The following is a 20293-nucleotide window of genomic DNA, read 5'->3' as shown; positions in this document are numbered from 1 at the left end:
CGCGGCCGGACGCCGCTGATCACCCGTCGTTCGAGGACGCCGCGCCGCACCCGGAGCCGTCGCGGCCGGTCAGCCGGGAGGCCCGGCCGTGCCCAGTGGCCGTACATAACATGTGGAGGCGGAATGGAACGGGAGCCCACACCACCGCCCAGGCAGTACGCGGCGGACGACGAGGAGCGGTTCCGGCTGCTGGTGAAGAACTCTCCGGACATGGTCTTCCGCCGGACGGTCGACGGCGTCTACCAGGAGGTGTCCCCGCCGGCGCAGGCATTGCTCGGCCGCCCGGTCGAGGAGATCGAGGGGACGTCGATGGTCTCCTGGGTGCACCCCGGCGATGTGGAGGAGTACGAGTGGGCGGAGCGGGATCTGCTCCGCGAGGGCCGGGTGGCGGTCTGTCTGCGTCTGCGGCACGCCGACAGGCACTCGGTATGGATCGAGGCGACGTCCTGGGTGGTACGGGACGACGCAGGCGAGCCCCTCGAAGTGCGCGGGTTCGTCCGCGAGGCGGAGGGCCAGCGGCGCAGGGAGGAAGCGCTGCTCCTGTTGCAGGGGCAGGCACGTTCGGTCATCGAGACCGCCCGGGACGCCTTCGTCTCCATCGACGAGGACGGCATGGTCATCGACTGGAACGCCAGCGCCGAGCGGCTGTTCGGGTTCAGCCACCACGAGGTGATGGGCCGTCCGCTGACGGAGACGATCATTCCTGAGCGGTACCGCGCCGCGCACACGGCCGGTCTGCAGCGGATTCTGTCCGGCGGGGAGGCTCATGTACTGGGCAGTCAGCGGGAGCTCACCGCGCTGCACCGCGACGGCCACGAGATACCGGTCGAACTGGCGTTGTGGCGGCTGAAGTCGGCGAAGGCGCGCTGCTTCAACGCCTTCATCCGCGACCTCACCGAGCGCAAGCAGGCCGAAGCCGCCCTGGCAGAGGCCCGCGACGAGGCGATTGCCGCATCCCAGGCGAAGTCGCAGTTCGTCGCCTCGATGAGCCATGAGATCCGTACCCCCATGAACGGCGTCATCGGGCTGGGCAACCTGCTGCTGGGCACTGAGCTGGACGCCGAACAGCGCCGCTACGCGGAGGGCATCCAGGCCGCCGGGACGGCACTGCTGTCGCTGATCAACGACATCCTGGACTTCTCCAAACTGGAGGCGGGCAGACTCGAACTGGACGAGGTCGCCTTCAGTCCCCAGCTGCTGGTGGAGGAAGTCGTCTCGCTGGTGGCGCAGACCGCCCAGGCCGAGGGCCTGGAACTGCTCAGCGACTGCCATCCCGACCTGCCCGCGATGGTGCTCGGGGACGCGGGCCGGCTGCGGCAGATCCTGCTCAACCTGGCCTCCAACGCGGTGAAGTTCACCACGTCCGGCGAGGTCGTACTGCGCGCCCGCCCGGCGCCGTCCCAGGCACCCGCACCGCATGCGCCGTGGCTGCACTTCGAGGTGGCCGACACCGGCATCGGCATCGCCGAGGCCGACCAGGAGCGGATGTTCGACGCCTTCTCCCAGGCGGACTCCTCCACCACCCGCCGCTACGCAGGCACCGGCCTCGGCCTGGCCATCTGCCGCAGGCTCACCGAGGCCATGGGCGGCTCCATCGGCGTCACCAGCCGGACCGGCCAGGGCAGCACCTTCTTCTTCACCGTACCCGTGCGCGCCCCCGACACCCCCGAACAGCCCCCGGCCCCACCGCACCCCGACACCCTTCGCGGACGGCGGGTCCTGGTCGTCGACGACAACGAGACCAACCGGCTGATCCTCGACGCTCAGCTGCACAGGTGGCACATGCAGCCGACCTCGGTCGCCGGTGGCCCCCACGCCCTGGTGGCCCTGCACGAGGCGGCGGCCGCGGGCCGCCCCTACGACATGGCCCTCCTCGACATGCAGATGCCCGACATGGACGGCCTGGAACTCGCCCGCCGGATCACCACCGACCAGACCATCGGCCGGCTGGGGCTGCTGATGCTCACCTCCGGCACCACGCTGCCCGCGGCCGAGCTCCAGGCGGCCGGGATCCCGCTCAGCCTGTCCAAGCCCATCCAGCAGTCCCAGCTCATGGACGCCCTGGTCGAACTCACCACCCTGACATCGCCGGTGGTCACGGCAGCGGCGCCGGCACCCGCCCCGGTCCGGCACGCCCACCGCGGCCATGTCCTGCTGGTCGAGGACAACGAGATCAACCAGATGGTGGCCCTGGGCATCCTCACCCGGCTCGGCTACAGCGCCGATACCGCCGCCGACGGCATCCAGGCCCTGCGGATGACCGAGGAACACAGCTATCAGGCCGTGCTGATGGACTGCCAAATGCCCCAGATGGACGGCTACAGCGCCACCCAGGAACTACGCCGCCGGGAACGGGACAACGGCCGTCGTCTGCCGGTGATCGCCATGACCGCCGGCGCCCTCACCGAGGACCGGGACCGCTGCCGGGCCGCGGGCATGGACGACTACATCTCCAAACCCGTCACCGCCGACGAGCTCGAACACACCCTCACCCACTGGGTCCACCCCACCCAGCCACCGTCCGACAACGAGGGCCTGCGCCTCTCCATCGAGCAGCGGCTGAACGAACTGCGCGGCACCGGCACCCCTGCCGAGAACGAGCTGGTGAGCCGGCTGGTGGACCACTTCCTCGTCCGGGCCCCCGAGATGACCAGCGCACTCTTCCACGCGCTGGACCGCCACGACACCTCCGAGATCGCAGTGCAGGCACACAGCCTCAAAGGCGCTGCCGGCAACATGGGAGCCCACAGCCTCGCTGCCTGCTGCCTGGAGCTGGAGCAGTACGCCGAGGCCGGAGCACCGGCCTCACTGGCCCAGACCGCTCCGCGCCTCCAGGACGAACTCGACCGCACCTGTCGCATCCTCGAGACGCTCCGCTCCCACCTCCCCGGCCAGGGATCTGGATGAGGACCCGCCCGCGTGCCGCCGCCCGGGCGCGTGCCGGCGGGAGCGGAGAAGGAGGACCTGTGGACAAGGTTGACGTCCCGTTGCCCTCCCGCCGCGAAGCGGCGGCCTGGGCGTACGCGGCGGCAGGGACCGCGGTGATCGTCGCCTATCTGGTCACCTCCTCTGCCGCGCGTTACATGCTGCCCGTGGTGATATCCGCGTCGGTCGTGTTCGCGATAGTGGTGGGGGTGATCAGGAACAAGCCGCCCTCGGTCCTTCCGTGGTACCTGTTCGCGGCGGCCATGGCACCGTTCGCGGCGGCAGACACCATCTGGGGCTGGTATCAGGTCCGCGGGGTCGAGGTTCCCTTCCCGGGCGTGGCCGACTGGCTCTACCTGGGCACCTACCTGTTGTTCACGGCGGGCCTGGTGACGCTGGCCAGGGAGCAGGCAGGCCGCCTGCACTGGGCGGGGCTGCTGGACGCGGGAATCGTCACGCTGGGGGCAGGGACTCTGTCATGGGCGTTCATCATCGCCCCCTACCTGCGCAGCGAGATGTCCGCCTGGCCGCTCGCGATGACCATCGTCTATCCCGTCACCGACCTGGTGCTGTTGTCCATTGCCGCGCGGCTGATGTTCACCACCGGCACGCGGACACCGTCGCTTATTCTGGTCATCGGTTGGCTGCTGGTCCTGCTCGCCGCCGACGGCCTCTACTACGGAACGCTGGCCACCGAGACCGTGATCCCGGAGGACGTGGCCGAAGTGGGGTGGATGGTCTCCTCCCTCCTGCTGGGGGCAGCGGCGCTGCACTCGTCCGTTGCCCGGCCGACACAGGTGGCGGAAGAGCAGGAGAAGCTGCCCCGGCGGCGGCTGTCCATCCTGATCGCGCTCATCCTGATGGGGCCGATGATCGTGCTGGTCAATGTCGATGGCATTCGGGACCAGCCCCTGAACATCACCGTGGTCGTCGGCCTGATGGCGAGCCTGTCGCTGCTGCTGTTGCTGCGCATCGCGTTCCTGGCCCAGTACGCCCAGGGCAGGGCCACCGAAGCACGGACGCAGGCCGAGGCCCTGTCGGCATCACTGCAGGAGCAGGCAGAGCTTCAGAAGCAGCTGAGCTATCAGGCGACCCACGACCCGTTGACGGGTCTGGCCAATCGAGCACTGCTGAACGAGCGCCTGGAGTCCGTTCTCGGCCGGTGTTCCGCCGATTCCCCCAGCGGACTGCTGATGCTCGATCTCGACGGCTTCAAGGACGTCAACGACACGCTGGGGCACTCGGCCGGTGACGAAGTGCTGGTCGACGTCGCACAGCGGCTGACGGCCAGGGTCCGCAAGCAGGACATGGTGGCCAGGCTCGGCGGAGACGAATTCGCGCTCCTCGTCGACGGCGTGGACGAGAGCACCCTGCACGACAACACCAGACGGATCCTCGACGCCTTCAAGGACCCGTTCACCCTCGCCCATGGCCATGCGGTCCACGTGACGACAAGCGTCGGAGCACGGAGCATCACCAGGCCGACCCCGCCCTCAGAGGCGCTGCGGGACGCCGACACCGCCCTGTACAAGGCCAAGACCGCGGGCAAGAACCAGGCCGCGTTCTTCGAATCACCGGAGCGGGACATCTCTTGACGACCCTCGGCATCGGCAGGGTGTGAGGGGTGGCGCGGCCCGGATACGCCACACCGCCCGCGGGGGCCGGCTCGGCTCCGCGGGCGGTGCGTATGTGTCTGTGTCTTTGGTCTATCGCTGTGTCGGCGTCCCCATATGTACGTCCTTCCGCAGAGGACCAGGGTGCTTTCGACGCTACGCGCCCCCACCGCCTTCCGCGAGCCGGAACCTCCGGATCTTCCGGTGCGGGCGATAGCGGCACGAAAGCACCTATTTCGAAAAGGACTTGGGGCCGGTGTCAGTAACCTACGCACGTGAACAGACTCGGGGTCCGAATATCGCGCGCACTCACCGGCGGCCTGGCGGCCGTCGCCGCCACCGCGCTGCTCTCCTCCTGCGACGGGACCGGGCTGCCCGGCGCCGCCGAACCCACGAACGCCACGGCCGCCACCGGCGCCGGTACCAGCCCCCTCGCCAACCCCGACGGCACCAGGCCCGGCCTCGCCCCCCTCGCCTCCGAACAGGACCGGGCTGCTGCCCGCGCCCTGATCGGCAAGGTGACCACCAAGGGCCGCGGCCCCAAGACCGGGTACGCCCGCGACCGCTTCGGCTACGCCTGGATGGACACGGCGGACGGGGTACCGCTGGCGAGGAATGGTTGTGACACGCGGAACGACTTGTTGAAACTCCATGGGCGGCACGTGCAGTTCCGTTCAGGTTCCGACTGCGTGGTCGTTGCGATGGACCTGTACGACCCGTACACCGGCACGGTCATCGACTGGCGCAAGCAGAAGGCCGCCGCCGTGCAGATCGACCACGTCATTCCGCTCTCGTACGGCTGGCAGATGGGCGCGGCCCACTGGGACAGGGCGAAGCGTCAGCAGCTCGCGAACGACCCGCTGAATCTCCTGCCGGTGGAGGGCCGCGCCAACAGCTCGAAGAGCGACTCGGGCCCGGCGTCCTGGCTGCCCCCGAACAAGCGGATCCGCTGCGCGTATGCCGTACGGGTCGCGCAGGTGGCGATCAAGTACGAACTGCCGGTGACCGCGGCGGACAAGGGGACGATGCTCACGCAGTGCGGCGGATGACGGCAGCATGGGGCTTCCGGAACGCCGCGGGTGGTCAGTCTGCCGGGACGGACCGGCTTACTGGGCCGCGCCCTCCTCGTCGAGGTCCACGATGTCCTTGGCCGCCGGCTTCTTCGCGCCCACAGGCTTGTTGAAGGCCGAGAAGGTGATCGTGCCCGGCTCCTCGCCGCCCTTCTGCTCCACCTTCAGCACATAGGGCTCGCCCTCGGTCGCGACGTACACCTTGTAGCTCGTGTCGCCGTCCTTCTCCGTCAGGGTCAGCACCTTCTGGCCGTTCACCGTTGTCTCCTCGCCCCGGCGCATCAGGTTGAAGCCTTCCTCGAACTGCCCGAGGAACGTCTTCAGTTCGCAGAACTCCAGCTGCTCCTTGTCCTCCGGCGACGACGCGTCCGACTTCACCCAGCGCCCCTTGAGCATCTTCAGCACCGCCGCGGTCTCCTCGGCCGAGCCGCCCTCGTTCTGGCTGCGCAGGAATGCCTCGTCGAAGCGCATGTAGGCGTCGTCGCCGACCCTCATGAGCTCTGCCGTGCCGGTGTCGCCCGTGGAGAGCGTCCCCTTGCAGTCGCCCTTGGAGTCGATGGACATGTACGCCTTCATGTTGCCGTCCGTCGTCCGGGCGGCGAAGTCGACGGTCACCGAGGTGGCCCCCTTGGTCGCCTTGAAGGCCTTGTTGGCGATCTGCGGGCCGGACTGCCCGCCGAATGCGCCTTCCTTGGCCTTCGTGCTTTTGGCCGGCGCGCCCTTGGTGTCCCGGCTGTCGCCGTCGGAGGGGCCGCACGCCGCGGCGGCGAGCGCGAGGGTCGTGCACAGGGTGGCCAGAGCGATGCGCCTGGGGCGGCGCGGAGCGGTGACAGACATGTGGATTCTCCGAGAAGGAAGAGGTGTTGGGGAGGGAGGGGGAGGGGCGCGGGGTCCTGGCGGTCAGGGGACGCCAGGAGCGCTGGACCCGCGGGTCAGAGCGTGAGCTCCCAGTGGGACGGGTTGTACGAGATGCCGGGCGTGACCTCGACCGTGAGGGACTTGGCGTCGGCCGGGGCGTCGAACGCGTACTGCACCGTGGCCTTCTTACCGGGCAGGATCGTGCCGGTGAAGCCGCTGCCGGCCTTGTCGTCGAAGATCTGCTCGGCCGTCACACCGTCTTTGCCGGCGCGGGCGTCGGCGCCGACGAGGTTGGCGTCGAACTTCTTCTTGCCGCCGTTCTCGATGACGATCGTGACCCGGTAGGCCTTGTTGCCCGCGGTGTGGCCGATCGCGAACTCGCCCGGCGAGAAGGACGTGGCCGCCGACACGGTGACCTTCACGTCGTCGTCGTAGACCGATGTGTCACCTGCCGCGAGGCTCTCGCCTTTCTTGGCCGTGGCCTCGCCGGCGCCCTTGGCGCCTGCGCCGCCCTTGTTCCCGGGCGACGCGTCCTTCGGGGCGGTGTTCTCCGTGGCCTTGTTGATTTCGTCGACCGCGTCGTCCACGGCCCTGACCGTCACCACACCGACGCCCACGCCCACGATCATCGCGACGAGGCCCAGTACGGCCCCGGCGGTGGCCGAGCCCTTGTTGGTGGCTTCATGGCGCTTGGCACGGCCGCGGCCCAACAGGCCGAGGACCAGGGCGAGCAGGCCCAGGATGCAGCCCAGCCAGAACAGGAACGGGATGAGGCCGGTGATGGTGCCGATGATGCCGAGCACCAGGGCGGCCGTCCCGAGGCCGTTGCGTGCGGGGTTGCCGGTCGCGTACTGCCCGGGGCCGCCGTAGGGCTGCTGCGGGCCGGGCTGAGGCGCTTGCGTGTAGTGCGACATAGGTGTGTCCCCCGGGAGTGCGTGGCGGGCTCGTCGAGAGAGCTCGTGTGGCGACAGGTCACATCACAGCAGAGCCTGTGAACCGAGTCAACCAGTAATCCTTGAACAACTCGACAGCTCGGTGTGAAGTGGGCTCTTCGGTTCACCCGCTAGAATCGGCGTCTCAGCGGCGGTAAGGACGAGGGGAGTCAGCCGGGTGCCGGAGAACGCAGCAGAGGTGACCGCTGCCGGAATCGCACGGCTCGCGGGGGTCGGCCGGGCCGCCGTCAGCAACTGGCGGCGCAGACACGCCGACTTCCCCAAGCCCGTCGGCGGCAGCGAGACCAGTCCGTCCTTCGCGCTCGCCGACATCGAGCGCTGGCTGCGTGACCAGGGCAAACTGGCCGAAGTCCCGCTGCGTGAACGGGTCTGGCAGCAGGTCGCCGACCATCCGGCGGGCGCCGTGCGCGCCCTGGTCCACGTGGGGTGCGCGCTGCTGCTCGTACGGGAGCGGCCGACGACGTGGCAGGAGCTGACCGCCGCCGCGGACGAGCGGATGGCCGAGCTGCTGCCCACGGCGCTGGAGCAGGTCCTGGCGGCGCGCTTCGGGGAGGCCCGGGTGGGTCTGTTCCCCGCGCCGACCCGGACCCCGCCCCCGACCCGGACCCCGCCGGGGCTGCGCCCCGAACCCCGCGCCTCCTCCGCCGGCGGAGCCGACATTCGCCTCCTCCGCTCCGCCGGGGAGCTCGCCGCCGGGATCGGGGCCCGTCAGGCGTTCGAGTTCCTGCTCGGCCGTCACCTCGACGCCAACCCGCGCCAGTACACCCTCACGCCGCCCGGGCCCGCCGCGCTGATGGCGGCCCTCACCGGACCGGCCGGCACCGTGCTCGACCCCGCATCCGGCACCGGCACCCTGCTGCGTGCAGTCGACCGCCCGGCCGTGCTGTACGCGCAGGAGGCCGACCCCGACCTCGCCGCGCTGACCGCGCTCCGGCTGGCTCTGCACACCGACGCCGACGTGCGGGCCGCGGCCGGCGACAGCCTGCGCGCCGACGCGTACCCCGAGCTGACTGCCGACGCCGTGCTGTGCCACCCGCCTTTCAACGAGCGCAACTGGGGCCACGAAGAACTCGGCTACGACCCGCGCTGGGAGTACGGCTTCCCGGCGCGCACCGAGTCCGAACTGGCCTGGGTCCAGCACGCGCTGGCCCGGCTGCGCCCCGGCGGCACGGCCGTCCTGCTGATGCCCCCGGCCGCCGCGTCCCGCCGCTCCGGCCGCCGGATCCGCGCCGGGCTGCTGCGCCGCGGCGCCCTGCGTGCCGTCGTCGCACTGCCCGCCGGTGCCGCGCCGCCGTACGGCATCCCCCTCCACCTCTGGGTGCTGCGCAAGCCCGACGCGGGCCAGGCCCCGGCCCCGGAGTTGCTGTTCGTCGACACCGCCGAGCCGGCCGGGGCGGGCGCCGGCCGTGACAAGCTCGACTGGCAGGCCGTCCAGAGCGCGGTGCTCGACGCCTGGGCGCCGTTCGACCGGCACGGCACGGCCGAGGAGCGGCCGGGCGTCAGCCGCTCGGTGCCGGTCATCGAACTCCTCGACGACGACGTGGATCTGGCCCCCGCCCGGCATCTGCCGCCCCCGGCGGCGGGCGGCGGCGCGGACGAGCTGCTGCGCGTACGGGACCGGCTCACCGACACGCTCCGGCTGACCGGCGAGCTCACCCCTGCGCCCGCCGAGCCCACGGAGCCCGCGCCCTGGCCCGCCACCACCGTCGGTGAACTGGCCCGCGCGGGCGCGCTCGTGCTGAGCGCGGGCGGCTCCGGCACCGCTCCGGCCGGCCATGAGCCCGTGCCTGTACTCACCGAACACGACGTCCTCGCCGGGACGGCGCCGTCCGGCAGGCTCCCGGAGGGGCCGCACGAGGAACCCGTACGCGTCGAGGAGGGCGATGTCGTCGTGCCCGTGCTGGGCGGCGGATCCGTCGTACGCGTCGTCGACGAGGCCACCGCGGGCGCGGCCCTCGGCCGCAACCTCCAGCTGCTGCACCCCGATCCGGCCGCGCTCGACCCGTGGTTCCTCGCCGGTTTCCTGCGCGGCACCGCCAACAACCGCCAGGCCAGCAGTTACGCCTCGACCGCGACCCGCCTCGACGTGCGCCGTCTTCAGCTGCCGCGTCTGGCGCTCGCCGACCAGCGGCGGTACGGGGAACGCTTCCGCGCGCTCGCCGACTTCGAGGACGCGCTGCGGACGGCCGGCCGGCTCGGCGAGCAGCTGGTCCAAGGGCTGTACGACGGACTGACGGACGGCACGGTCACCGCCTGATCGGTTCCACTACGGTTCGGTACAACCCCGGAGCCGATGTCGGCGTCGGTGTATACGCTCGTCCTCTCAGACCGCCTCGTCCCCAGGCATTCAGGAGCACCCATGCATGGCCACGGCTACGTGCCGACGCAGCCTCCGCGCGACATACCGGCGTCGGTGATCGTGCTGCGGGTGCTCTTCGCGATCCTGCCGCTCTTCAGCTGCGGAATGCTTTCGTGGGGCACCATGCTGCGGCTCGCGCTGGTCACCAAGCGCCCCCGGGACTGGGTGCTGTTCGGTGTCGTGCTGGCCTCCTTCGTCGCCTGCTTCGGCACGGTCCTGTCGGACCCCACCGAAGACCTGCGGATGCTCCGGTCGGACATCGCGATCGGCACCATGCTGGCTGTGGCCCTGGTCGTCGTGGGCTGGTTCCTGTACGCGGACACCAGGCACGACGCGGTCCGCCGGATGCCGCCGTCGCAGTCCCCGTCCCCGTACTACGGGACGACCGTGCCGTACGGACCGCCGGCAGTGGCACAGCAGATCCCGCAGGCACCGCACACGCCGACGCCGGGGTACGGCTTTCCTCCCGCCCAGTCCGTGCCGCCGCAGCCGCCGCAGACACCCGCCTCGCAGACCTCGTCCGACAAGCCGCGCATCGACCAGGTCCGCGCCGAGCTCGACGAACTCAGCGACTACCTCCGTAAGGACCGCAAGGAGCCCGGCCCGTGAACGGACGTGTCATCGCGAGCCGTTACGAGCTCTCGACCGTCATAGGCCAGGGCGGTATGGGACAGGTCTGGACGGCGTACGACCGGCGTCTGGACCGCCGCGTCGCCGTCAAGCTGCTGCGCCCCGACCGGATGGCCGCCGCCAGCGGCGCCGACGAGATGCGCCGCCGCTTCGTGCGCGAGTGCCGGGTCACCGCCCAGGTCTCGCACCCGGGCCTGGTGACCGTCCATGACGCGGGCAGCGACGAGGACGACCTCTTTCTCGTCATGCAGTACGTCGAGGGCGCGGACCTCGCCGACCACCTCGCCGAGCACGAGCCCTACCCCTGGCCCTGGGCCGTCTGTGTCGCCGCGCAGCTGTGCGCCGTGCTCGCCGCCGTGCACGCCGTGCCGATCGTCCACCGCGACCTCAAGCCGCGCAATGTGATGGTGAAGCCCGACGGCACCGTCACCGTGCTCGACCTCGGCGTCGCCTCCGTCATCGACGTGGACACCACGCGCCTGACCCACACCGGTTCGCCCATCGGCAGCCCCGCCTATATGGCGCCCGAGCAGGCGATGGGCGGCGCGGTCGGTCCGTACACCGATCTCTACGCCCTCGGTGTGCTGCTCCACGAACTGCTCAGCGGGAACGTCCCGTTCGCCGGCTCCACCGCGCTGGGCGTACTGCACCGCCATCTCTACGAGCCGCCGCTCCCGGTCCGCCGGCTCCGCCCCGAGATACCCGAGCCGCTCGAAGCGCTGGTGCTGCGGCTGCTCGCCAAGGACCCGCAGCACAGGCCGGCCGGAGCGCAGGACGTGTACGAGGCGCTGATGCCGCTGCTGCCCGGCCGGGGCACGCCCCAGGGGCCGCTCGATCCGACCCGCCCCTTCCTGCGCCCGCACGCCCCCTGGCCCGACCGCGTCGCGCCCCCGCCGCCCGTCGCACCACCCGCGCCGCCGACGCCCCGGCCCGATGTCGCCGCGGCCGTCGACGAGGTCAAGCGGTTGCTCGGTGAGGGCAGCATCACCCGGGCCGTCGACATCCTCGGCGGGATCCTCCCGGCCGCCGCCGCCGAGCACGGCGAGCACTCCCCGGTCGTGCGGATCCTGCGCAAGCAGTACGCCACGACGCTGATGGACGACGGCCAGTACCGCCGTGCGCTGCCGGAATTGCGCCGCCTCGCGGACGACCGGGCCGCCGAGGCGGGCCCGGCCGATCAGCAGACGCTTCAGTTCCGCTACGAGGCCGCGCAGTGCCTGGAGCAGCTGGGCGATGCGGCAGCCGCGCTCGCCGAGTACCGCGCCGTCCTGCCGTACTACGAGAACCACCGGTCGGGCGGCGCCGATGCGGGCCGCGCCTTCGACGTGCGCCACCGCATCGGGAATCTGCTGCTCGCGGTGGGCGACCACACGGCGGCGCGGCTCCAGCTGCAGGGACTGCTCTACGACACGGAGCGTGCGTACGGGCCGTACCACGCCCTGCCGGTCGAGCTGCGTCGTGCGCTCGACCGGCAGGGGCAGTTCCACCGAGGGTGACTGCCAGGAGGCGTCGGTCAGCTCGCGCGCAGATACGCCGAGGTGGACACCCGCCCCAGCAGCTTCAGCCGCGACGTCCCGCTCGCCAGATGCTTGTCCAGCGCGTCCTGGACCCCGGGCCAGGCCTTGTCGCCGTAGTCGTCGAGCACCACGATCCCGCCCGGCGCCACGATCTGCTCGACCCATTCCAGATCGGCCCGCACCCCGTCCATGGAGTGATCGCCGTCCACCACGATCACCCCGTACTCCCGGTCGGAGACGGCGGCCCGCACATCCGGATCGCCCGAGAAGCCCTGCTGGATCCGCGCGTCGATCACCGAACCGACGCCGCCGAGCGCCAGGTTGGCCCGTACGACGTCCTCGCGCACCGGCGTGCCGGTGGGATCAGCGCCCTGCGGGGCGGCGCCCGGCTGCAGCTGCGCACCCGCCAGCGGATCGACGATCGTCAGATGCGGCTGTGCCCCGGACCGGTGCAGCATCCGCATCAGGCCTGCGGCGAACATCCCGTACAGGGTGCCGATTTCGAGGACATTGCCGTTCGGCGGGGAGAGCAGCGGCACCGTGGCGAGCTTGCCGCACACGTTGGAGGTGGAGCCGGCCAGCCGGCCCACGCCGAGTGACTCCAGGGCGATCACCGTGCGATAGGCGACGGTCACATTGCGGAGAGCATGTTCAGTGCCGTCCGCGACGCCCTTGATCTGACGCGCGAGGGTGTCGAACTGGGCGGCGGTGGGCGTCCGGTGGCCGCTTCGACCCGTCCCGTCGACGAGCAGGCTCAGTCCGTACTGCGGACTCGTCAGGGCGGCCACTTGTGCGGTCAGGGCGTCCACATCGGTCCGCAGAGCATGCGTGGCACGCTTCACCTGCTGTTCGATGCGCCGGTCGATCACGGTGAGGGCTGGGCTCAGGACGCGCTTCGCCAGCCGGTTGCGAAGGAGAGGGGGCATGCGGGGACGCTACGCCGCAGCACGACCGCGCGGGCCAAGGCCGGATGCTTTGCAGATGAAGTCCTCATGACCGCGCGGGGGCGGAACCATGAAGGAGTCGCGACGGAATGTCGCGTCCCTCTTGTGGAGATCCGCACCGGTTTCCGTGCCCTCGTAGGGCCGGACGGGACTTCTGAAACACGCCCTACGGCTGGTTCCGAGTTCCCGAGTCTTCGGCGCGCACGAGTTGACGAACAGTCAGTGCATCTGTTGAAGGTCCGCTGTTGCTCGCCGTCCCGGCCGTCGGACGCGTCCGCCGCCGGATTCTGGGAAGCAGGGCGATCACGAGGAGCGTCAGCAGCCCCGCGGCCCCGATCGCCGCTCCGGCCTTCAGACCGGGCGGGCGGAAGGAACAGTCCACCGTCGTCGATGTGCCGTCCAGCTCCACGGCGACGAGCCCGAGGTAGGAGCCGGCCCGTTTGCCGTTGCAGCTCCAGCCCGCGATCCGGGGCGCGGCGAGAACCGCGGTTCCCTTGGTGCCGGGCGGCAGCTCTGCCCGTACACCGCTGTCCGTGACCTCGATCGACGCCGCACCGGTCGCCTTCAGCTTCGCCACGGCGGCGGTGAGTGCGGCCCGGTCCAGGCAGCCGAGGGTCGTGCGACGGGGGTCCTTGCTGTAACCGACCTTCTCGCCGGGGGAGTTCACCGTGCCCAGCGAGGTGAGCGCGGCACGCCGCTTGGGCTGTCCGCCGCGCAGCGACACCCACGGCGCGTCGCCGAGCAGGGCCTTGCCCATGTAGTTCGGCGCCCAGAGGAAGACCTCGGTGCCGACCGGGCAGGAGCCGTTCACCGGCGAGCCGTAGACCTGCGCGCCGAGGAGTTTCTCCTGGTTGCGGAACGGGTTCCAGTCGTAGCGGGGCTCGGGACCCGCGGGCCGCACGGTCAGCAGCGGCGGCGTCGCCGCGCGCGTCACCTCCGGATGCTGCCCCTGCCGGGTGCGCACCCGCGCGCCGACGGAGAAGATCGCGTCGGTGACCGGGTTGTCGAGCGACTGCACACTGCGGCCGTTGGAGGTCCAGCCCGCGCCGAGCGCGGCCATCGTGCGCGTGAAGACGTCGGGCGTGTGGCTGCTGTAGTACCCGCCGCCCTGACCGCCCAGCAGGATCGGATCGTTGCCGGTGATCTGGTCACGGCCCACATCGGTGCGGTACTCCGGCCAGCCGTCGGCCTTCGCCGCGGCCGCCGCACGCTCGCTGTGCGCCCGGCCCCAGGCCGGGTAGTCGTCCAGTCTGCCGAGCCGCTGCCGGTCGGCGTACGCGGTGGTGGCGGCGGCCTGCCCGACCAGCGCGCCGGAGAGCAGCAGCGCCGCGAGCGCGTACTTTCCGCGCCGGGCCAGCACCAGACCGGCGAGGACCGCCGCGGTCCCGGCCGCGAAGAGGGGGAAGGTCCAGCCGGTGACCAGCTCGCTGGTCGACGCCGTGAGCGCGAGGGCGGCCACCACGGCGCCGCCGCCGAGCAGGGCGCGCCGGCCCGGCCATTCGTACGAGAGGCCGGTCCAGGCGGCGATCACGAGTATCCCGGCGAAGACGAAGGTCTGCCGGTACGGGCTGCCGTTGGGCGTCGCGAAGACATGCCACACCAGATGGGTGGGCGCCCACTGCAAGGACACCAGGGTCGCCGCCGCGAGTCCCGTCCACAGCAGTCGCTCGCGCCGCGGCACCGCGCCGTTGAAGGCGAGCGTGCAGGCAAGCAGCAGGGCTCCGCCGCCCAGGAAGAGGGCGGGTGTGAAGAAGCTGTACGTCGCGGGCAGGGTGCGGGCGAACACATCGGCCCAGCCCGCGGGCGCGAACTCCTTCGTCCACCCCGGGTAGGCGTGCTTCGAGCCCTGGAAGACCGGGATCAGGACGGGGGTGGCCGGCGCGATCCCCAGCAGCACGGTCCAGGTGGCCCGCAGCAGGGCCCGCAGCCGCTGCCGCAGATCGGTCTCCTCGAGGGCCAGGCGCACCACCAGCACCAGCGCGGCCCCGATGGTCGCCATATAGGCGGTGTAGAAGTTGGCGATCCATGCCACCGCGACGACCAGCGGGCCGAGGACGGGCCTTCGGGCCGTACGCGCCCACTCGCCGACCAGGCACAGCATCGGGAAGGCGACCAGGCCGTCCATCCACATCGGGTTGTACGAGGCCTCGACGACCGACCAGCCGCACAGTGCGTACGAGGCGCCGAGCACCCCCGCCATCCACCAGCGTCCGCCCTCGCCCTCACTCTCGCCTCCGCGCAGCGACAGCAGCAGCCAGGTCATGGCCGCGGCAGCCGTCGCCATCTTCAGCAGCGTGACCACATAGACGGCGAGGTCGATCTGATCCCGCGGGAAGAGTCCGACGAGCACCGAGTACGGGCTGGTCAGATAGGTCCCGAGGTCCGGCAGGAAGCTGGTGCCGTATCCCGACTGCCAGTTCAGCAGCAGCCCGCCGCCGGCCCGGCCGTGCAGCAGATCCCACAGATGTGCGTGAAACGGCACGAACTGATTGCCGAGGTCGTTCACGCTGCGGGTGTGCGGGCCGAAGGGGAAGCAGCGCGCGACGGCGTCACCGGCGCACACGGCTGTCACGGTGATCAGCGCGGCGAGGGCGGCGGCGCGGCCTCGCACGGAATGCAGAGTCGACATGATTCCTCGAATATGCCAGCGCCGATCGTGAAATCATCGCGCGGGAAGCCCAGTTCACTGGATGGTCGCCCAGGCGTCATGTGAGGAATCCACCTGCGACATTCGGGTGGGATGTTGTTCTTCCGTGCTGATCTCGATAGTCGTCCCGTGCTTCAACGAAGAGGAGATCATCGGCCGCTTCCATGAACACGTGACCGCGGAACTCTCGCTGCTCGGGCAGGAATTCGAGCTGGTCTATGTGGACGACGGAAGCCAGGACCGGACGCTCCCTCTCCTCGAGGAGATCGCCGAGGCCGACCCTCGAACCCGCTATGTGTCCTTCAGCCGTAACTTCGGCAAGGAGGCGGCCATGCTGGCCGGTCTCCAGCATGCCGACGGCGACGCCGTGGTCATCATGGACGCCGACCTCCAGCACCCTCCGGAGCTGGTCAGGCGCATGCTCCAACTCCACGACGAGGGCTTCGACCAGGTCATCGCCCGGCGCACCCGCAAGGGCGACCGGGTCACCCGCACCCTCACGGCCCGCGCCTACTACTGGCTGATCAACCGCCTTGTCGACGTGGAACTCGTCGACGGCGTGGGCGATTTCCGGCTGCTCTCGCGCCGTACCGTCGACGCGATCCTCGAACTCACCGAGTACAACCGCTTCTCCAAGGGTCTGTTCGCCTGGGTCGGATTCCGCACCACGACCTTCGAGTACGAGAATGCGGTACGCGAGCAGGGCCGCTCCAAGTGGAGTTTCGGCAAACTGCTCAACTACGGTCTCGACGGGCTGCTCTCCTTCAACAACAAGCCGTTGCGGGCGGCGGTCTATCTCGGTCTTCTCCTCGTCACGCTCGCCATGGCGTATGCCGCCTGGATTGTCGGTGTCGCCCTGGTGAACGGCGTGGACACCCCCGGGTATGTCACCCTTCTCGTGGCGGTCACCGCACTCGCCGGCGTACAGATGCTGATGCTGGGGGTGGTCGGCGAGTACGTCGGCCGTATCTACTACGAGGTGAAGCGGCGACCGCACTTCCTGGTGAAGGCCACCAACGCCGGCCTTCCGCAGCAGCGGGAAGGGGAGCGGCGTGAACGCACGGGGGAGCTCGTAAGACGATGACAGTCCAGGTCCAGATGGTCAGATTCGCCCTGGTGGGAGCGGTGAACACCGGGACGTACTTCGGTCTGTACCTGGCCCTGCTGACCTGGCTGCCGTATGTCGCCGCGCATGTCCTCGCCTTCCTGCTCAGCATGGTCGGGTCCTTCTTTCTGACCTCGTACTTCACGTACCGGACCCGGCCGACCTGGCGGAAGTTCCTGCTCTTCCCGCTCACCAACGCCGCGAACTTCGTGGTCACCACGTGCGGCGTCTATCTGCTGGTGGATGTGCTGCACCTCAGCAGCCGCTATTCCCCGCTGATCGCGCAGGCGTCGGCGATCCCCATCACGTTCGTCGTCTCCCGGATGATCATGCTGAGGCCGGATCCGGCCGCGCGGATGCAGGAGCGGGAGCCGGAGCCGGTCCGGTCGGCCGGCTGACGCGTACCGCTCGCATCCGCACCCGCGGGCGAATCGTTGGTCGAATCAGTGGCCCAGACCCCCGGGACTGCCTACCATCGATCACCGCAGGGTCTTGTGCACCGAAGCACAATCACGCCGGGAGGCTCCTTTGCACCGCCGCCGTCGCACCGCGCTCACCGTCTCCGCCGCGCTTCTGATCGCCGCGCCCCTCCTCGCCGCCTGTGGCAATGACGCCCACCCGGGGGCCGCGGCCGTCGTCGGCGGGGAGCGGATCGAGGTGGCGACCGTGCAGGAGAAGGTGAAGGACGTGCGCGCCGCCCAGCAGCGCTCGCCCGAGTCCGCGCAGCTCATCAAGGACAGCGGTCAGCTCAGCCGGGCCAAGCTGTACGACCTCATCGTCGACCAGGTCGTCCAGCGCGCCGCCGACGACGCCGGGGTCAAGATCAGCCGCAAGGAGATCCAGGACGGGCGGGCCCAGCTGGTGCTGCAGTCCGGCGGCGAGGAGCAGCTCGCCGCCATGTATCTGCAGCAGCGCGGCGTCGCTCCCGACCAGCTCAACGATGTCGTACGCCGCGACATCCTGGTCAGCAAGCTCGCCACCGCCCTCGGCGCGACCAACACCCCCGAGGGCCAGCAGAAGCTGAACCAGGCCTTCACCGCCGCCGCCAAGTCACTGCACATCGATGTGAACCCCCGCTTCGGCGCCTGGGACAACCAGAAACTGGAGCTCGGCACCTACAAGGCCCCCTGGATCACCCAGGTCACCAAGGAGCCGGAGACCCTCGAGACCGGCGCGTAGGGGGCGAGGTAGGTTCGACGGGTGACCACAGAAGCACCCGTCGCTCCCGGCCGTATCATCCTGCTCACCGCGAGCCACCGCGTCGCGCCCGGGCTGCTGTCCTGGCCCGCGTGGCAGACGCTGCACGCCGCCGACCAGGTGCTGTGCTCCGACGACGCCCACCCGCAACTGCCGTATCTGCGCGAGGCGGGCATCGGGGTCGAGATCGCCGCGCCCACCGCGCAGGAGCTTGTCGACGCCTGCGCCGGGGACCGCACCGTCGTGGTGCTGCCCTCCGGCGAGGGCGACCGGGCCCTGACCGACGGTCTCGCCCGGCTCGCCGGATCGGGACGGGTGCAGATGCCGGACCTGGAGCTGCTCCCCGGCTCGTACGATCTGCCCGGCGCGCGCCTGCTCGATCTCGTCCAGGTCATGGACCGGATCCGGCGCGAATGCCCGTGGTCCTCGCAGCAGACCCACAAGGGCCTGGCCAAGTACGGCATCGAGGAGGCGTACGAACTCGTCGAGGCGATCGAGGACGGCGACCGCGACGAGCTGCGCGAGGAGCTCGGCGACGTACTGCTCCAGGTGGTCTTCCATGCGCGTATCGCGCAGGAGGATGAGGACGAGCCCTTCTCCATCGACGATGTCGCCGCGACGATCGTCGAGAAGCTGATCCACCGCCACCCGCATGTCTTCGGCGACGAGAGTGCCGAGACTCCGGAGGAGGTGAAGGCGCACTGGCTGCGCACGAAGGCGATCGAGAAGCAGCGCGACTCGGTGACCGACGGCGTTCCGCTTGGCCAGCCCGGTCTCGCGCTGGCGGCGAAGCTCGCGAGCCGGGTCCGTACCGCCTCACTGGACGTGGCGCTGCCCGCCGGCGACGGCATCGGCTACGAACTGCTCGGCCTCGCCATCCGCGCGGAGGCCCAGGGCGCCGACCCGGAGGCCGCGCTGCGGGCCGCCGCCCGCGCCTACCGGGACGCGATCCGTGCCGTCGAGGGCCAGGTGTGAGTACTCAGCCCGAGCTCTTCACCTGGGAGTTCGCCACCGATCCGTATCCCGCCTACGCCTGGCTGCGCGAGAACGCGCCCGTGCACCGCACCCGGCTCCCGAGCGGAGTCGAGGCATGGCTGGTGACGCGGTACGCCGATGCCCGGCAGGCCCTCGCCGACCAGCGGCTCTCGAAGAATCCCGCGCACCATGACGAGCCCGCGCACGCCAAGGGGAAGACGGGCATTCCCGGCGAGCGCAAGGCAGAGCTGATGACGCATCTGCTGAACATCGACCCGCCGGACCACACCCGGCTGCGGCGGCTGGTGTCGAAGGCGTTCACCCCGCGCGTGGTCGCCGAATTCGCCCCGCGCGTACAGGAGTTGACCGACCGGCTCATCGACGGCTTCGCGGAGAAGGGGGAGGCGGACCTGATTCACGAGTTCGCGTTCCCGCTGCCCATCTATGCCATCTGCGACATGCTCGGCGTCCCGCGCGAGGACCAGGACGACTTCCGCGACTGGGCGGGGATGATGATCCGCCACGGTGGTGGCCCGCGCGGCGGAGTCGCCCGCTCTGTGAAGAAGATGCGGAGCTATCTCGCCGAACTCATCCACCGCAAAAGGGAAGAACCCGGCGACGACCTGATCTCCGGGCTGATCCATGCGAGCGACCACGGCGAGCACCTCACCGAGAACGAGGCCGCAGCGATGGCCTTCATCCTTCTCTTCGCGGGCTTCGAGACGACGGTCAATCTCATCGGCAACGGGGTGTACGCGCTGCTGCGCAACCCAGAACAGCGCGAGCGTCTGCAGCAGTCCCTCGCCGCGGGGGAGACCCGGGGGGTGACCCCCGGATCCCCAGCGGGAAACCCCCTTCTGGCGACGGCCGTCGAGGCTGTGTCTTCCCGGGGGGTAACCCCCGGACCCCCAGCAGGAAACCCCCTTCTGGCGACGGCCGTCGAGGCTGTGTCTTCCCGGGGGGTAACCCCCGGACCCCCAGCAGGAAACCCCTTTCTGGCGACGGCCGTCGAGGAACTGCTGCGCTACGACGGCCCCGTGGAGCTCGCGACCTGGCGGTTTGCCACCGAGCCGCTGACCATCGGCGGGCAGCGGATCGCGGCGGGCGATCCCGTACTCGTCGTACTCGCTGCCGCCAACCGGGACCCGGCGCGCTTCGACGAGCCGGACATCCTCGATCTCTCCCGGCGCGACAACCAGCATCTCGGGTACGGCCACGGCATCCACTACTGCCTCGGCGCTCCGCTCGCCCGGCTGGAGGGGCAGACCGCGCTCGCGACGCTGCTCAGGAGATTGCCGGACTTGCGGCTTGCGGGCGATCCGGCCGATTTGCGGTGGCGTGGGGGCCTGATTATGCGTGGATTGCGCACTCTGCCCGTTGAGTTCGCGCCTCGGCAAACCTGACGGACTGTCAATTCTGTGACTTTCACGTGATCTCCGCTGCATCGACTTGTGATGTGCGCTCGAATGCGACTACTTTCACTGCCGTCTCAGCAGTCAC

15 protein-coding genes are annotated in these 20293 nt (G+C 70.3%); 11 read left to right on the top strand and 4 right to left on the bottom strand.

All coding sequences use genetic code 11. The annotated features are described in order from the left end of the window. The first annotated feature begins 123 nt into the window (after positions 1-123). The 3 genes from OG741_RS16795 (at position 124) to OG741_RS16785 (ending at position 5587) form a co-directional block, all read left to right on the top strand. Positions 124-2907 (top strand): response regulator, encoded by a 2784-nt coding sequence (locus tag OG741_RS16795; protein ID WP_405598650.1) that lies wholly within the window; start codon positions 124-126, stop codon positions 2905-2907. 59 nt (positions 2908-2966) lie between these two features. After that, positions 2967-4520, top strand: a complete 1554-nt coding sequence (locus OG741_RS16790) for a diguanylate cyclase domain-containing protein (RefSeq protein WP_405598648.1) — start codon at positions 2967-2969, stop codon at positions 4518-4520. Between the two features lie 293 nt (positions 4521-4813). Beyond that, on the top strand, positions 4814-5587 hold the full coding sequence (locus tag OG741_RS16785; RefSeq protein WP_405598646.1) for an HNH endonuclease family protein: 774 nt from the start codon (positions 4814-4816) through the stop codon (positions 5585-5587). Positions 5588-5644: 57 nt separating this feature from the next. Here OG741_RS16785 and OG741_RS16780 read toward each other — a convergent pair whose 3' ends face one another. Both OG741_RS16780 and OG741_RS16775 read right to left on the bottom strand, forming a co-directional pair. Then, a complete protein-coding gene (locus OG741_RS16780; RefSeq protein WP_405598644.1) occupies positions 5645-6445 on the bottom strand; it encodes a hypothetical protein in 801 nt (266 codons plus the stop codon). A gap of 95 nt (positions 6446-6540) precedes the next feature. Continuing rightward, complete coding sequence (locus OG741_RS16775) at positions 6541-7380, bottom strand: DUF4352 domain-containing protein (RefSeq protein ID WP_405598641.1); 840 nt, start codon at positions 7378-7380, stop codon at positions 6541-6543. 196 nt (positions 7381-7576) lie between these two features. On the opposite strand from OG741_RS16775, the gene OG741_RS16770 reads away from it, so the two are divergent. The 3 genes from OG741_RS16770 to OG741_RS16760 all read left to right on the top strand — a co-directional run bounded on the left by OG741_RS16770 (position 7577) and on the right by OG741_RS16760 (position 11904). Next, positions 7577-9676: an N-6 DNA methylase gene (locus OG741_RS16770; protein ID WP_405598640.1), complete on the top strand. Its 2100-nt coding sequence runs from the start codon at positions 7577-7579 to the stop codon at positions 9674-9676. A gap of 102 nt (positions 9677-9778) precedes the next feature. Further along, complete coding sequence (locus tag OG741_RS16765; protein WP_405598638.1) at positions 9779-10387, top strand: hypothetical protein; 609 nt, start codon at positions 9779-9781, stop codon at positions 10385-10387. Further along, positions 10384-11904: a serine/threonine-protein kinase gene (locus OG741_RS16760; RefSeq protein ID WP_405598636.1), complete on the top strand. Its 1521-nt coding sequence runs from the start codon at positions 10384-10386 to the stop codon at positions 11902-11904. Before OG741_RS16765 ends, OG741_RS16760 begins: the two co-directional genes overlap by 4 nt. Positions 11905-11921: 17 nt before the next feature. On the opposite strand, the gene OG741_RS16755 is transcribed toward OG741_RS16760, so the two are convergent. Next, a complete protein-coding gene (locus OG741_RS16755; RefSeq protein WP_405598635.1) occupies positions 11922-12851 on the bottom strand; it encodes a class I SAM-dependent methyltransferase in 930 nt (309 codons plus the stop codon). A gap of 184 nt (positions 12852-13035) precedes the next feature. Then, on the bottom strand, positions 13036-15498 hold the full coding sequence (locus tag OG741_RS16750) for a YfhO family protein (RefSeq protein WP_405598634.1): 2463 nt from the start codon (positions 15496-15498) through the stop codon (positions 13036-13038). Positions 15499-15622: 124 nt separating this feature from the next. On the opposite strand from OG741_RS16750, the gene OG741_RS16745 reads away from it, so the two are divergent. The 5 genes from OG741_RS16745 (at position 15623) to OG741_RS16725 (ending at position 20196) form a co-directional block, all read left to right on the top strand. Further along, positions 15623-16600 carry a glycosyltransferase family 2 protein gene (locus OG741_RS16745; protein WP_266475762.1) on the top strand — a complete coding sequence of 326 codons (978 nt, stop codon included), beginning with the start codon at positions 15623-15625 and terminating at the stop codon, positions 16598-16600. After that, entirely contained in the window at positions 16597-17019 is a 423-nt protein-coding gene (locus OG741_RS16740) for a GtrA family protein (RefSeq protein ID WP_266475764.1), read from the top strand. Before OG741_RS16745 ends, OG741_RS16740 begins: the two co-directional genes overlap by 4 nt. Positions 17020-17149: 130 nt before the next feature. Continuing rightward, a complete protein-coding gene (locus tag OG741_RS16735; protein ID WP_405598631.1) occupies positions 17150-17800 on the top strand; it encodes a SurA N-terminal domain-containing protein in 651 nt (216 codons plus the stop codon). 21 nt (positions 17801-17821) lie between these two features. Beyond that, positions 17822-18793, top strand: a complete 972-nt coding sequence (locus OG741_RS16730; RefSeq protein ID WP_405598629.1) for a nucleoside triphosphate pyrophosphohydrolase — start codon at positions 17822-17824, stop codon at positions 18791-18793. Further along, positions 18790-20196 carry a cytochrome P450 gene (locus OG741_RS16725; RefSeq protein ID WP_405598628.1) on the top strand — a complete coding sequence of 469 codons (1407 nt, stop codon included), beginning with the start codon at positions 18790-18792 and terminating at the stop codon, positions 20194-20196. Before OG741_RS16730 ends, OG741_RS16725 begins: the two co-directional genes overlap by 4 nt. Positions 20197-20293 lie beyond the last annotated feature (97 nt).

It is taken from the genome of Streptomyces sp. NBC_01410 (assembly GCF_045040195.1).
Taxonomy (GTDB): Bacteria; Actinomycetota; Actinomycetes; order Streptomycetales; family Streptomycetaceae; genus Streptomyces.
Note: the sequence above shows the minus strand (reverse complement) of the source record. Positions and strands in the feature narration are given on the sequence as shown.

Bases quoted from the DNA above. Each gene is read 5' to 3' on its own strand.
- OG741_RS16765 (WP_405598638.1), top strand. From the start codon at position 9,779: ATGCATGGCCACGGCTACGTGCCGACGCAGCCTCCGCGCGACATACCG.
- OG741_RS16750 (WP_405598634.1), bottom strand. From the start codon at position 15,498: ATGTCGACTCTGCATTCCGTGCGAGGCCGCGCCGCCGCCCTCGCCGCG.
- OG741_RS16780 (WP_405598644.1), bottom strand. From the start codon at position 6,445: ATGTCTGTCACCGCTCCGCGCCGCCCCAGGCGCATCGCTCTGGCCACC.
- OG741_RS16775 (WP_405598641.1), bottom strand. From the start codon at position 7,380: ATGTCGCACTACACGCAAGCGCCTCAGCCCGGCCCGCAGCAGCCCTAC.
- OG741_RS16755 (WP_405598635.1), bottom strand. From the start codon at position 12,851: ATGCCCCCTCTCCTTCGCAACCGGCTGGCGAAGCGCGTCCTGAGCCCA.
- OG741_RS16740 (WP_266475764.1), top strand. From the start codon at position 16,597: ATGACAGTCCAGGTCCAGATGGTCAGATTCGCCCTGGTGGGAGCGGTG.
- OG741_RS16795 (WP_405598650.1), top strand. From the start codon at position 124: ATGGAACGGGAGCCCACACCACCGCCCAGGCAGTACGCGGCGGACGAC.